This window comes from Variovorax sp. Soil_C_19 (assembly GCF_057657255.1).
In genome coordinates, this window is record NZ_JBDGIV010000001.1 from 596,367 (window position 1) to 610,162 (window position 13,796).

The 13,796-nt window shown below is 66.3% G+C and carries 10 protein-coding genes; 6 read left to right on the top strand and 4 right to left on the bottom strand.

Going from position 1 to position 13,796, the window contains the following annotated elements; all coding sequences use genetic code 11:
• Positions 1 to 28: 28 nt before the first annotated feature.
• Positions 29 to 661 carry a response regulator transcription factor gene (locus tag AC3A6R_RS02805; protein ID WP_487858792.1) on the bottom strand — a complete coding sequence of 211 codons (633 nt, stop codon included), beginning with the start codon at positions 659 to 661 and terminating at the stop codon, positions 29 to 31.
• The gene (locus AC3A6R_RS02810) at positions 658 to 3,198 is read right to left on the bottom strand and encodes a PAS domain-containing sensor histidine kinase (protein ID WP_487863711.1); all 2,541 of its coding nucleotides are present in this window, start codon (positions 3,196 to 3,198) and stop codon (positions 658 to 660) included. Before AC3A6R_RS02810 ends, AC3A6R_RS02805 begins: the two co-directional genes overlap by 4 nt.
• Before the next feature lie 206 nt (positions 3,199 to 3,404).
• Between AC3A6R_RS02810 and aceE the strand changes: the two genes are divergently transcribed.
• The 4 genes from aceE to lpdA are packed head-to-tail and all read left to right on the top strand — an operon-like array spanning position 3,405 to position 10,257.
• On the top strand, positions 3,405 to 6,119 hold the full coding sequence (gene aceE, locus AC3A6R_RS02815) for a pyruvate dehydrogenase (acetyl-transferring), homodimeric type (RefSeq protein WP_487863712.1): 2,715 nt from the start codon (positions 3,405 to 3,407) through the stop codon (positions 6,117 to 6,119).
• A gap of 39 nt (positions 6,120 to 6,158) precedes the next feature.
• Positions 6,159 to 7,838, top strand: coding sequence for a dihydrolipoyllysine-residue acetyltransferase (gene aceF, locus AC3A6R_RS02820; RefSeq protein ID WP_487863713.1), 1,680 nt, complete (start codon positions 6,159 to 6,161; stop codon positions 7,836 to 7,838).
• Positions 7,835 to 8,431 carry an MFS transporter gene (locus AC3A6R_RS02825; protein WP_487863714.1) on the top strand — a complete coding sequence of 199 codons (597 nt, stop codon included), beginning with the start codon at positions 7,835 to 7,837 and terminating at the stop codon, positions 8,429 to 8,431. Before aceF ends, AC3A6R_RS02825 begins: the two co-directional genes overlap by 4 nt.
• The gene (lpdA, locus tag AC3A6R_RS02830; protein ID WP_487863715.1) at positions 8,428 to 10,257 is read left to right on the top strand and encodes a dihydrolipoyl dehydrogenase; all 1,830 of its coding nucleotides are present in this window, start codon (positions 8,428 to 8,430) and stop codon (positions 10,255 to 10,257) included. The genes AC3A6R_RS02825 and lpdA overlap by 4 nt, the downstream gene beginning before the upstream one ends.
• A gap of 87 nt (positions 10,258 to 10,344) precedes the next feature.
• Here the strand turns inward: lpdA and AC3A6R_RS02835 are convergent, their stop codons facing one another.
• Positions 10,345 to 10,911 (bottom strand): C40 family peptidase, encoded by a 567-nt coding sequence (locus AC3A6R_RS02835; RefSeq protein WP_487863716.1) that lies wholly within the window; start codon positions 10,909 to 10,911, stop codon positions 10,345 to 10,347.
• A gap of 241 nt (positions 10,912 to 11,152) precedes the next feature.
• On the opposite strand from AC3A6R_RS02835, the gene AC3A6R_RS02840 reads away from it, so the two are divergent.
• Entirely contained in the window at positions 11,153 to 12,283 is a 1,131-nt protein-coding gene (locus AC3A6R_RS02840) for a PQQ-dependent sugar dehydrogenase (protein WP_487863717.1), read from the top strand.
• 13 nt (positions 12,284 to 12,296) lie between these two features.
• Here AC3A6R_RS02840 and AC3A6R_RS02845 read toward each other — a convergent pair whose 3' ends face one another.
• Positions 12,297 to 12,941, bottom strand: a complete 645-nt coding sequence (locus tag AC3A6R_RS02845; protein WP_487863718.1) for an alpha/beta hydrolase family protein — start codon at positions 12,939 to 12,941, stop codon at positions 12,297 to 12,299.
• A gap of 245 nt (positions 12,942 to 13,186) precedes the next feature.
• Here AC3A6R_RS02845 and AC3A6R_RS02850 point away from each other — a divergent pair, with 245 nt between their 5' ends.
• Positions 13,187 to 13,789, top strand: coding sequence for an isochorismatase family protein (locus AC3A6R_RS02850; protein WP_487863719.1), 603 nt, complete (start codon positions 13,187 to 13,189; stop codon positions 13,787 to 13,789).
• Positions 13,790 to 13,796 lie beyond the last annotated feature (7 nt).

A 13,796-nucleotide genomic window follows, 5' to 3' on the forward strand; every position in this document is an offset into this window, starting at 1 on the left:
GTCGTTCGTCGCTATCGCGCGAATAGTTCTAGGCTTTGGCCGCAGGGGCCGCCTGACCGAGCGCGATCTTGAGCAGATCGGCCACGGTGTTGGCGTTGAGCTTTTCCATGATGTTGGCGCGGTGCGCCTCGACGGTCTTGATGCTGATGCCCAGGTCGTCGGCGATCTGCTTGTTGAGCCGGCCCGCGACGATGCGCTCGAGCACCTGCGCCTCGCGGCCGGTGAGCTTGGACAGCAGCGCGTCGCGGCTGGCCGACTGCTGGTGCTGCGTGAAGGCGCCGCGCGCATGCTCGAGCATGCGCTCGACGAGCCCGACGAGCTCTTCGTCGTTGAAGGGCTTCTGGATGAAATCCATCGCGCCCTTCTTCATGCTGTCGACCGCCATCGGCACGTCGCCGTGGCCGGTGATGACCACGATCGGCAGCGGCGAGCGGCGCTCGATCAGCCGGTCTTGCAGTTCGAGGCCCGTCATGCCCGCCATGCGGATGTCGACGATCAGGCAGGCGACTTCACGCGGGTCGTAGCGCGAAAGGAAGGATTCGGCGGAATCGAAACACCGCACTCTGTAGTCCTTGCCTTCGAGAAGCCATTGCAGCGAATCTCGCACGGCCTCGTCGTCGTCGACGACATAGACAGTGCCCTTCTTCGGAATCAAACTCATGCAGGTACCTTTGTCTCGTCGCTTGCTACCGAACTGGTAGCGTCCAACACCGGAATCCAGAAGGAAAAACGGCATCCGATCACATCCGGGCCATTGTAGATGTTCTCCGCCTGCATCCGGCCGCGGTGCGACTCGACGATGGTTCGGCAGAGATTCAGCCCGATGCCCATGCCCTCGGGCTTGGTGGAGAAGAAGGCCTCGTAGAGCCGTTCCATCACCTCGGGCGCGAGGCCCTTGCCCGTGTCCTGCACCGAGAACTCGATCGCATTCTGGCCTTCGATCATCTTGGGCAGCACGCGCAGTTCGACGCTGCGCCGCGCGAGCGGACGCTCGGCGATGTCGATCGACTCGGCCGCGTTCTTCAGCAGATTGACCAGCACCTGCTCGATCAGGATCGGGTCCACCTGCACCACCGGCAGCCGCGCGGCCACATAGTGGTTGAGCCGCACGTTGCGCCGCCGGAGCTCGATGCCCGCAAGCTCGACCGCTTCGCCGACCATGGTGGACACGTCGGAGGGTGTGCGGTTGGGTTCGCTGCGCTTCACGAAGGAGCGGATGCGCTGGATGATCTGGCCGGCACGCTGCGCCTGCTTGGAGGTCTTCTCCAGTGCCGCGAGCAGCGCCTCGGTGTCGATCGCCTGTCCCTTGATCCGCGACATCATGCCGTTGCAGTAGTTGGTGATGGCCGTGAGCGGCTGGTTGAGCTCGTGCGCCACGCTCGACGCCATTTCGCCCATCGTGATCAGCCGGCTCGCGGCCTGCGCGCGGTCGGCCTGCGCCGCGGCCTGCTCCTCGGCATCGCGCCGCGGCGTGATGTCGGTGGCGATCACCAGCTGGGCCAGCCGGCCGTCGACCCAGGTCAGATAGCGCGAGCGCACTTCGAGCCATTTGCCCAGGTGCGGCACGAAGATCTCGTTGTTGGCGGTCTGTGCCGCGGTCAGCGTGTCGATCGGCAGGCCGGCGTAGGGGTCGACGTCGTCGAGGCCCTCGTCGTGCGCATTCGATGCCGGCACGCCGGCCTGCGCGACCATGCCGAGATGGCCCACGGTGTCGGAGCCGAACCAGAGACGGTACAGCTTGTTGGCGAAAAGCAGCTCCTCGCTGCCGATCGGCGCGACCGAGACCGCGGCATCGAGCGCCTCCAGCACCGTGGTGAAGCGCTCGTACGAGGCCGAGAGCTGCTCGCGGATGCGGGTCGGCTCGGTGATGTCGGTCATCGAGGTCATCCAGCCCGTCTGGTGGCCGCGCGCGTCGATCAGCGGCGATACGTAGAGCCGCGCATTGAACACGCTGCCGTTCTTGCGCTTCACGCGCACCTGGAAGCCGCCGGGCAGCGCGCGGCCGTGCAGCTCTTCCTCGAGCCGTTCGTTCATCACCTCGCGGTCCGATTCGAGCCAGTAAGGGAAGGGGGGCGACTGGCCGACCAGTTCGGCTTCGCTCCAGCCCGTCATCGCGCAGAAGGCGGCATTCACGTAGGTGATGCGCCCCTGCAGGTCGAGCACCCGCATGCCGGTGAGCATCGAGTTCTCCATGGCACGGCGGAAATTGGTTTCGGCGACCAGCCGCTGCTGCGCCTGCTGGCGCCTGCGGGTGTGGCGCCAGGTGCCGATCAGCATCCAGCTCGTCAGCACGCTGAGTGCGCAGACCAGCCAGAACAGGCCATTGCCGACCACCCCCTGTGACGTACGGTAGGCCTGGGCCCGCAGCACCAGCGCATTGCCCACGGGCGACACCGGCACTTCATATTCGTTGGTTCGCTCGGGCCATGGCAGCAGCCGCGTGCCGCCTTCGCGCAGGTTCGCGGTGTTGCCGGCCAGCACGCTGCCCTTGGAGTCGAGCAGCGACACCGCATAGCGCGCCTGCACCTCCGACGGCATGCCGTAGCGCAGAAGGCCGTCGACCGAGAATTCGCCGAGCACCACGCCCGCGAAGAGGCCCTGGTCGAACAGCGGGATGTGCAACTGCAGCATCGCTGTCGGATCGCCGCCGGCCACGGGCTGCGAGAACACCGGCTGCCGCAGTTCGCGGGCAAGCGCGTAGTTGCTCTCGATCTCGCCCGGGCGCAGCACGTCGCCGATCAGGTGCTGCTGCGCGGGGTGGACGCTGGGTGCCGAATAGCCGGCCTTGAAGCGGCGCCGGTCGTCGATCCAGGCCACGGATTGCAACTCGGGAAACTGGCTCACCAGCGACTCGGCGCGGCTCGCGAATTCGACCGGATCGATCTCGCGGTTGGAGGCGTCGCGCGCCAGGCGCATCAGTTGTTCCTGCCGCTCGAGCAGGCGCAGGCGCATGCGCTGCTGGGCGTATTCGACGTCGCGCCGCACCGACTCCTGCTCGCGCTCGATTTCTTCGGTGCGCAGGTACCAGAACGCCGACACGATCGCAGCGAGGAACAACAGCACCGCCGCGATCGGCGCGAGCATGGCGACCGAGTCCTGCAGCACTGGTGTCTGGCGCCGCCACCAGCGCCGCCACCAGGACAGGATCGGCACGTTCGCGGCGCTGCGGGCGGCCGCGAGCGGAGAGGAAAAGGGCATCTTCCGAGTTTAGGTGTACAGGGCGCGGAAAAGATTCGGTGACATTGATTTCGACGCCGACGATCAGGCCAAGTTCGTTGATGAAATATCACATTAAGAAATCATCATGCGCCATTTGAAATCTAAGTATTTCTATGCGAAACTCCGCCGCGTTCGGCGCCCCAGCGCACTAAATTACAGCCACAGCCCTTATAGGAGAGACAAGCATGTCGGCAAATCCCGAGAACCTGTTCGGTTCGGCCGCGAACGACGCGGACGCCCAGGAAACCCGTGAATGGATGGATGCCCTGTCCTCCGTGATTCAGAGCGAGGGGCCCGAGCGGGCGCACTTCCTGCTGGAACAGCTGCTGGAGCATGCGCGTCAGCACAGCATCGACAAGCCGTTCTCGGCCAACACTGCCTACGTCAACACGCTCGAACCCGACCAGGAAGAGCGCTGCCCCGGCAACCTCGAGATCGAGGAGCGCCTGCGCGCCTACATGCGCTGGAATGCCATGGCGATGGTGGTCAAGGCCAACCGCCACCATCCGGCCGAAGGCGGCGACCTCGGCGGCCACATCGGCTCCTTCGCCTCGCTGGCCAACATGTTCGGTGCCGGCTTCAACCATTTCTGGCACGCCGAGAGCGAGAACCACGGCGGCGACTGTCTCTATATCCAGGGCCACGTGTCGCCCGGCATCTATGCGCGCGCCTACCTCGAAGGCCGCCTGACCGAGGAGCAACTGCTCAACTTCCGCCAGGAAGTCGACGGCAACGGCCTGTCTAGCTATCCGCATCCGAAGCTGATGCCCGAGTTCTGGCAGTTCCCCACCGTGTCGATGGGCCTCGGCCCGCTGATGGCGATCTACCAGGCGCGCTTCCTCAAGTACCTGCACGCGCGCGGCATCGCCAATACCGAGAACCGCAAGGTCTGGGTGTTCTGCGGCGACGGCGAGATGGACGAGGTCGAGTCGATGGGGGCCATCGGCCTGGCGGCGCGCGAGAAGCTCGACAACCTTATCTTCGTGATCAACTGCAACCTGCAGCGCCTGGACGGCCCGGTGCGCGGCAACGGCAAGATCATCCAGGAGCTGGAAGGCGAATTCCGCGGTTCGGGCTGGAACGTCCTCAAGCTGATCTGGGGCAGCGGCTGGGATCCGCTGATCGCGCGCGACAAGGAGGGTGCCTTGCGCAAGATCATGATGGAGACCAACGACGGTGACTACCAGGCCTTCAAGGCCAACGACGGCGCCTACGTTCGCAAGCACTTCTTCGGCCGCGATCCGCGCACGCTCGAGATGGTCTCGAAGATGAGCGACGACGACATCTGGCAGTTGCGCCGCGGCGGCCACGATTCGCAAAAGGTCTATGCCGCCTTCGACGCCGCTGTGAAGCACAAGGGTCAGCCGACGGTGCTGCTGATCAAGACGGTCAAGGGCTTCGGCATGGGCAAGATCGGCGAGGGCAAGAACAACGTCCACCAGACCAAGAAGCTCAGCGACGAGGACATCATGGCCTTCCGCGACCGCTTCAACATCCCGATCCCGGACAGTCAGATCGCCGACCTGCCGTTCTATAAGCCGGCCGACGACACGCCCGAGATGAAGTACCTGCACGAGCGCCGCAAGGCCCTCGGCGGCTACCTGCCCCACCGCCGCACCAAGGCGGAAGAGAGCTTCACGGTGCCTTCGCTCGAGACCTTCAAGTCGGTGATCGAGCCGACGGCCGAAGGCCGGGAGATCTCGACCACGCAGGCCTATGTGCGCTTTCTCACGCAGTTGTTGCGCGACAAGGCGCTCGGCCCGCGCGTGGTGCCGATCCTGGTCGACGAGGCGCGCACCTTCGGCATGGAGGGGTTGTTCCGCCAGATCGGCATCTACAACCCCGCAGGCCAGCAGTACACCCCGGTCGACAAGGACCAGGTCATGTACTACAAGGAAGACAAGGCTGGCCAGATCCTGCAGGAAGGCATCAACGAAGCCGGCGGCATGTCGAGCTGGATTGCGGCGGCCACCTCGTACAGCACCAACAATCGCATCATGGTGCCGTTCTACGTGTATTACTCGATGTTCGGCTTCCAGCGCGTCGGCGACCTGGCGTGGGCGGCGGGCGACATGCAGGCGCGCGGCTTCCTGCTCGGCGGCACCTCGGGGCGCACCACGCTGAACGGCGAAGGGCTGCAGCACGAGGACGGCCACAGCCACATCCTCGCGAACACGATCCCGAACTGCGTGAGCTACGACCCCACCTTCTCGCACGAAGTGGGCGTGATCCTGCACCACGGCCTGAAGCGCATGGTCGAGCGCCAGGACAACGTGTTCTATTACCTCACGCTGCTCAACGAGAACTACCCGATGCCCGGCCTCCAGCCCGGCACCGAGGAACAGATCATCAAGGGCATGTACCTGTCGAAGCAGGGTCCGGCACTCAAGGCGAAGGCGCCCACCGTGCAGCTGCTCGGCAGCGGCAGCATCCTGCGCGAGAGCTTCTTCGCGCAGGAACTGCTCGAAAAGGACTGGGGCGTTTCGGCCTCGGTGTGGAGCTGCCCGAGCTTCAACGAGTTGACGCGCGACGGCCAGGACGCCGACCGCTGGAACCTGCTGCACCCGACCGAGACCCCGCGCGTGCCGTTCGTGGCCGAGCAGCTCTCGGCCACCACCGGCCCCGTCGTGGCATCGACCGACTACATGAAGGCCTACGCCGAGCAGATCCGCCCCTTCATCCCGAAGGGCCGCACCTACAAGGTGCTGGGCACCGACGGCTTCGGCCGCAGCGACTTCCGCAACAAGCTGCGCGAGCACTTCGAGATCAATCGCCACTACATCGTGGTGGCGGCGCTCAAGGCACTTTCCGAGGACGGCACCGTGCCGGTCGCCAAGGTGGCCGAGGCGATCAAGAAGTACGGCATCAACGCCGACAAGATCAACCCGCTCTACGCGTAACAACAACCACGAACGCCTTTGCGGCGGGAGACACACAACATGGCAGCAGTGGAAGTCAAGGTGCCGGACATCGGCGATTTCGATGAAGTCGCGGTGATCGAGGTGCTCGTGAAGGTGGGCGACACGGTCAAGGCCGAGCAGTCGCTCATCACGGTGGAATCGGACAAGGCCTCGATGGAGATCCCGTCATCGAGCGCCGGCGTCGTGAAGGAGATCAAGGTCGATGTCGGCGCCAAGGTGAAGGAGGGCTCGGTGGTCCTCGTGCTCGAGGCCGAGGCGGCGGGCGCTGCCGCGGAAGCTGCACCTGCTCCGGCCCCCGCGGCCGCAGCCGAAGCACCGGCCCCGGTCGCCGCAGCACCGGCCCCGGCCGCCGCGCCCGCGGCTTCGGGCCCGGTCGAGGTCAAGGTCCCCGACATCGGCGATTTCAAGGACGTCTCGGTCGTCGAGCTTCTGGTCAAGCCCGGCGACACGATCGCCGCGGACCAGTCGCTGATCACGGTGGAGTCGGACAAGGCCTCGATGGAGATTCCGTCGTCGGCGGCCGGCGTGCTCAAGGAACTCAAGGTCAAGGTGGGCGATACCGTCAACATCGGCGACCTGATCGCGGTGCTCGAGGGCGCCTCGGGTGCCGCTGCACCGGCGCCCGCCCAGGCCCAGGCCGCCGCAGCACCGGCCGCGGCGAGCGCAAGCGCGCCGGCGGCACCTGCGCCGGCTTCTGCGCCTGCCGCAGCGCCCCCCGCGGCCGCCGCCGCGCCGCACGATCCCACCACGGCGCCCAAGGGCAACCTGCCGCATGCCTCGCCTTCGGTGCGCAAGTTCGCGCGCGAACTCGGCGTACCGCTCGAAGAGGTCAAGGGTTCGGGCCCGAAGGGCCGCATCACGCAGGAAGACGTCCAGAACTTCACCAAGGCCGTGATGAGCGGACAGGCCAGCACCAAGGCCGGGTCGGCCAAGGCGCCGGCCGGCGGCGCAGCGGACGGTGCGGCACTCGGGCTCATCCCGTGGCCGAAGGTCGACTTCGCGAAGTTTGGCGCGGTCGAGCGCAAGGACCTGTCGCGCATCAAGAAGCTCAGCGGCGCCAACCTGCACCGCAACTGGGTGATGATCCCGCACGTCACCAACAACGACGAGGCCGACATCACCGAGCTCGAGGCCTTCCGCGTCTCCACCAACAAGGAGAACGAGAAGTCGGGCGTCAAGGTCACGATGCTCGCCTTCGTGATCAAGGCCGTGGTCGCGGCGCTGAAGAAATTCCCCGACTTCAATGCCAGCCTCGACGGCGAGCAACTCGTCTACAAGCAGTACTACAACATCGGCTTCGCGGCCGACACGCCCAACGGGCTCGTGGTGCCGGTGCTCAAGGATGCGGACAAAAAGGGCATCCTGCAGATCAGCGCGGAGATGGGCGAACTCGCCAAGAAGGCGCGCGACGGCAAGCTCGGCTCGGCCGACATGCAGGGCGGCTGCTTCTCGATCAGCTCGCTCGGCGGCATCGGCGGCACGCATTTCACGCCGATCATCAACGCGCCCGAGGTGGCCATCCTCGGCCTCTCGAAGAGCGCGATGAAGCCGGTGTGGGACGGCAAGCAGTTCGTGCCGCGGCTCACGCTGCCGCTGTCGCTGTCGTACGACCACCGCGTGATCGACGGCGCCCTGGCCGCGCGCTTCAATGCCTACCTCGGCCAGGTGCTCGCGGACTACCGTCGAATCCTGCTATGACCACCGTGGTGGCCGTGCGCAAGGGCGGCCAGGTCGCCATGGCGGCCGATTCGCTGGTGACCTTCGGCGACACGCGGCTGTCGCACCGGTCCGAGGCGAACCAGAAGATCTTCTCCGTGGAAGATGCAGCGGGGCAGAGCCTCTTCGCCGTGGCCGGTGCTGCCGCGCACTTTCTGGTGCTGCAGCATGCGCTGGCCGCGCAGCCGCGCGAGGCGCTGCTGTTCGGCAGCAAGCACGAGATCTTCCGCACCTTCACGCTGCTGCACCCGGTGCTCAAGGACTCGTTCTTCATGCAGACCAAGGAAGACGACCACGAGCCGTACGAATCGAGCCAGTTCACGATGCTGATGGCCAACCAGAGCGGCATCTACGGCATCTACAGCTACCGCGAGGTGTTCGAGTTCAAGCAGTTCTGGGCCATCGGCTCGGGGCGCAGCTTTGCGCTCGGTGCCATGCACGCGGCCTGGGACGGCAAGTCGCGCAGCAACGCGCGCGACGTGGCGGAGGCGGGGATCGCCGCCGCCTGCGAATTCGATCGCAATTCGGCCCCACCGGTCGACGTTCTCACACTCAAACTGAAAGTGTCCAAATGAGCGAACAACAAATCAAGGTGCCCGACATCGGCGACTTCGACGAAGTCGCGGTGATCGAGGTGCTCGTCAACGTCGGCGACACGGTCAAGGCCGAGCAGTCGCTCATCACGGTCGAATCGGACAAGGCCTCGATGGAGATTCCCTCGTCGGCGGCCGGCGTCGTGAAGTCGATCGCCATCAAGGTGGGCGATAAGGTCAAGGAAGGCTCGGTCGTGCTGGTGCTCGAGGCCGAAGGCGCCGCGGCGTCCGCGCCGGCCGCTGCGGCACCTGCAGCGGCGCCCGCCAGCGCCGCCGTGCCCCCACCCCAACCCTCCCCCAGCGGGGGAGGGAGCAAGCCCGCGCCGGCTTCGGCCTACGGCGGCAAGGTCGACGTCGAGTGCGACGTCGTCGTGCTCGGTGCCGGTCCCGGCGGCTATTCGGCTGCCTTCCGTGCGGCCGACCTGGGCCTCAAGGTGATGCTGGTCGAACGCTATGCGACGCTCGGCGGCGTGTGCCTGAACGTCGGCTGCATCCCGTCGAAGGCGCTGCTGCACGTCGCGGCGGTGATGGACGAGGTCAAGCACTTCGCCGACCTCGGCGTGAGCTTCGGCGCGCCCACGATCGATCGCGCCAAGCTGCTCGGCCACAAGAACAAGGTGGTGGGCAAGCTCACCGGCGGTCTCGCGGCGATGGCCAAGATGCGCAAGGTGACGGTGCTGCGCGGCGTCGGCAACTTCGTCGATCCGCACCACATCGAGGTCGAGGAAAGCGCGGGCACCAGCTGGGAGACGACGGGCAAGAAGCAGACCGTCAAGTTCCGCAACGCCATCATCGCGGCCGGCTCGCAGGCCGTGAGCCTGCCCTTCATGCCGAAGGACCCGCGCGTGGTCGATTCCACGGGCGCGCTCGAGCTCGGCACCGAGCCCAAGCGCATGCTGATCCTGGGCGGCGGGATCATCGGGCTGGAGATGGGAACGGTCTATTCCTCGCTCGGCGCGCGGCTCGACGTGGTCGAGATGCTCGACGGCCTGATGCAGGGCGCCGACCGCGACCTCGTCAAGGTCTGGCAGAAGATGAATGCGCCGCGCTTCGACAACATCATGCTCAAGACCAAGACGGTCGGTGCCGAGGCCACGAAAGACGGCATCAAGGTGAGCTTCGAGGGCGAGAACGCACCCAAGGAGCCGCAGGTCTACGACCTGGTGCTGCAGGCCGTGGGCCGCAGCCCCAACGGCAAGAAGATCGGCGCCGAGAAGGCGGGCGTCGCGGTGAGCGACCGTGGCTTCATCCCGGTCGACATCCAGATGCGCACCAACGTGCCGCACATCTTCGCGATCGGCGACATCGTGGGCCAGCCGATGCTCGCGCACAAGGCGGTGCACGAGGCGCATGTGGCGGCCGAAGTCATCGCGGGCGAGCAGCAGGGCGACAAGGAGCTCGCGAGCGCCGCCTTCAATGCCCGCGTGATCCCGAGCGTGGCCTACACCGACCCCGAGGTGGCGTGGGTGGGCCTCACCGAAGACCAGGCCAAGGCCGAGGGCGTGAAGGTCAAGAAGGGCCTGTTCCCGTGGAACGCCTCGGGCCGCGCGATCGCCAACGGCCGCGACGAGGGCTTCACCAAGCTGCTGTTCGATGCCGAGACGCACCGCATCGTGGGCGGCGGCATCGTGGGCACGCATGCGGGCGACATGATCGGGGAGATCGCGCTCGCGATCGAGATGGGCGCCGACGAGGTCGACATCGGCAAGACCATTCATCCGCACCCCACTCTGGGCGAGAGCATCGGCATGGCGGCGGAGGTGGCGCACGGTACCTGCACCGACATACCGCCGCAGAAGAAGGCCTGAGCGCCTCCTGCACCGCTTCGAACGATCGAAGCGGGCACAAAAAATCCCGCCGAGGCGGGATTTTTTGTTTGTCGGCGGCCAGGAGGCTCAGTTGCCCGTGCTCCTGATCTCGTCGGTCGGCGCGGCGCCGGCCAGCACGCGGCGCGCGCCGTCGAAGCGGCGGCTCCAGTAGCTGCCGTTCATGTCTTCCACGCGCACCTGGGCGCCGGTACGCGGCGAATGGATGAACTTGCCCTCGCCGACATAGATGCCGACGTGGCTGAAGGCGCGGCGCATGGTGTTGAAGAAGACCAGGTCGCCGGGCTTGAGCTGGCTGCGGTCGATCTTCTCGGTGGCGGCGGCCTGTTCTTCAGCGCGGCGCGGCAGCACATGGCCGAGCGTCTGGTTGTACATCGCGCGGACGAAGCCGCTGCAATCGAAGCCGGATTCCGCGGTGTTGCCGCCGCGGCGGTAAGGCACGCCCAGGAAACCGATGGCGGTCACGACGAGGTCGGAAGTGCGTTCGGCGACGGTCTGGCGGACTTGCTGGAGCTGGCCGAGCAGGCCCTTGTCGGCCAGAAGCCGGGCCAGTTCGTCATCGGATCGATCCTGTTGAGGAGCGGCCTGGACGGCAACGGCAAACAGGAGGGAAGCGGGTAGGACGAAAAAACGCATGGCGCGTAGGATATGGATGACGCGCGGTTATGTCAACTTAACCCCGATTCGGGAATGTGTCCACAAACCGTTGATTTGTTTGAAGATTTTCGAATGACTCAAAGAAAAGATGTAACAGTGAACGCTTATGCTCCATAAGTGATTGCATTTCAAAAGGCCCTTGCGGACACCGTGAATTGGCCAACATACTGGATCAAAGCCGTATTCGGTCCGAAGATGCCCTGAACTGTGGGGAAATGACATGAACTTCCAACTTCGCGCCCTGCGCCGTGCGGCCTTGCGCTGCGCGGCCACAGCAATCCTGGGTATTTGTTTTGCCGCCACAGCCCAGATACGTCCCGAAACCATATCGACGGGGCTGCAGAACCCTTGGGGCGTGGCCTTCCTGCCCGATGGCCGCTATCTGGTCACCGAGCGTCCGGGCCGGCTCCGGCTGATCGCCGCCGACGGCAAGATCGGCCCGCCGGTCAACGGGCTGCCGGCCATCGCGGCGGGGGGCCAGGGCGGCTTGCTCGACGTGCTGGCAGATTCGGCCTTCGAGCGGAACCGCACGCTGTACTTCTGCTTCTCCGAGCCCGAGCCCGGCGGCTCGGCCAACAGCACCGCGCTTGCCAGTGCCCGCCTGGCCGAAGACGGCACGCGGATCGAAAACCTGCGCATCCTCTTCAGCCAAAAGCCCAAGGTGGCGAGCCGCAGCCATTTCGGCTGCCGCATCGTGGAGGCGCGCGACGGCACACTGTTCCTCACGCTCGGCGACCGCTACAGCCGCATGGACGATGCCCAGAAGCTCGACAACCACATTGGCAAGATCGTGCGCATCGCCAAGGACGGCGCCGCGCCGAAGGACAACCCCTTCGTGGGCCGAGCGGGCGCGCTGCCCGAAATCTGGAGCTATGGGCACCGCAACGCCCAGGGCGCGGCTCTCGCGCCGGACGGCCGCTTGTGGATGACCGAGCACGGCCCCCAGGGCGGCGACGAGATCAATGTGCCGCAGGCCGGCCGCAACCACGGCTGGCCGGTGATCACCTACGGCGAGAACTATGGCGGCGGGAAGATCGGCGAGGGCGTCACCTCCCGCCAGGGCATGGAGCAGCCGCTGCACTACTGGGTGCCCTCGATCGCGCCCTCGGGCATGGCGTTCCTGACCAGCGACCGCTACGGCGCCGCGTGGAAAGGCAACCTGTTCGTCGGCTCGCTCAAGTTCGGCTACCTCGACCGTATCGAACTGAAGGACGGCAAGGTGGTGGCCGAGCACAAGCTGCTCGCCGATCGCACCGCGCGCATCCGCGATGTGAAGCAGGGGCCCGACGGCTGGCTCTATGTGCTGACCGACGAAGCGGACGGCAAGCTGCTGCGGCTGCGGCCCAACTGACCTCGCGCGGCCTTCAGCCGGGGCAGCCCGGCAGCGGCAAGGTCGGCAGCATCCGGCGCCAGAGCCGCGTCCATTCGGGCCAGTCGTGGCCGCCCTCGGTGGTGAACACGCGCTCTTGCGGCAACGCCGCGGCGAGCAGCCGGTGGCTGAAGGCGAAGCGATCGTCGGTGCCGTAGCCCAGGTAGAGCGGCGGACGGGCGCCGAAGGTGGCGGTATGGCCCGCGTACCCGCGCAGCCACTGCCACAACTGGCTTTCGTTCGGCCGCCGCGGATCGCTGCCGGGCCCAGCGCCCAAGGGGCCGGTCCATCGCACCAGGCCGCCGGCATTGGCGATGTCCGCGGCCAGCGTGCGCTCGCCGAGGTAGGGCGCGATCGTCACGAGGCCTGCGAGTTCTCCTGGATGGGTCTGCGCGTAGAGCAGGCCGCCGAAGCCGCCGACCGAGATGCCGACGATCCAGATGGCCTTGTAGCCGCCCGCGCGCGCCGGCGCCATGATGTCTTTCTCGAGCCGCTCGAGAATGCTCCGATCGTTGTAGTAGCCCAGGTGCGCGTCGACCCGCATCGCATCGACCGCCAGCCGGTTGTCGTTCAATGCCTCGATGAAGCCCTCGCGCACGAATTCGTCGGGGCTCGAGTACGCGCCGGGCAGGAGCACCATCAGCGTATCGGCCCGGGCCGTGCAACGGCTCTTCTCGAGTGTGGCGGCTAGCGGCACCCTGGACGGGCGCAGGCCGCCGCAGCCGGCCAGCACGAATGCCGCGCAAAGGCTCAAAATCGAAACAAGGCGACCGGGCGCGAGAATCTGCATCCGCCGGAGTCTAGAGGGCCGCTCGCCGGCGCGCTGTTTTCGGTGGTACGGTCACGCCGCTCCAACGCCATTCTTTTTCTGAAAGTTCCCGTTCCATGCTGCTCGACGCCTCGCAATCCCAACTCGTGCTGGTCGACTATCAGGCCCAGCTGATGCCGGCGATCTTCGAGGCCGATGCCGTGGCGCAGAACGCGGTTCGCCTCGGCAAGATGGCACGGCTGCTCGGCGTGCCCGCATGGGGTACCGAACACAATCCCTCGAAGCTGGGCGAAAACCTGCCAGCGCTGCGCGCGCTGTGCCAGCGCACGCTGTCGAAGATGCACTTCAGCGGCGTCGAAGAGGGGCTCGGCGAATGGCTGCGCGCGCCGGCCAAGGTGCCGCAGGGCAATGCCCGCAGCCTGCCCAAGCATCTGCAGAAACCGGCCGCGGGCGCCGAAGAGCGCAACAGCATCGTGATTGCGGGCTGCGAGGCGCACGTCTGCTTGCTGCAGACCGCGCTCGACCTGCTCGAGGATGAGTTCGAGGTCTGGATCGTGACCGATGCCTGCAGCTCGCGCACCGAGCGCAACCGCGATGCCGCGTTCGACCGGCTGGCAGGCGCGGGCGCCGAGCTCGTGACCACCGAGATGGTCGGGTTCGAGTGGCTGCGCACCGCGGAACACCCGGCCTTTCCCGAACTGCTTGCGCTGATCCGCTGACCCGGTC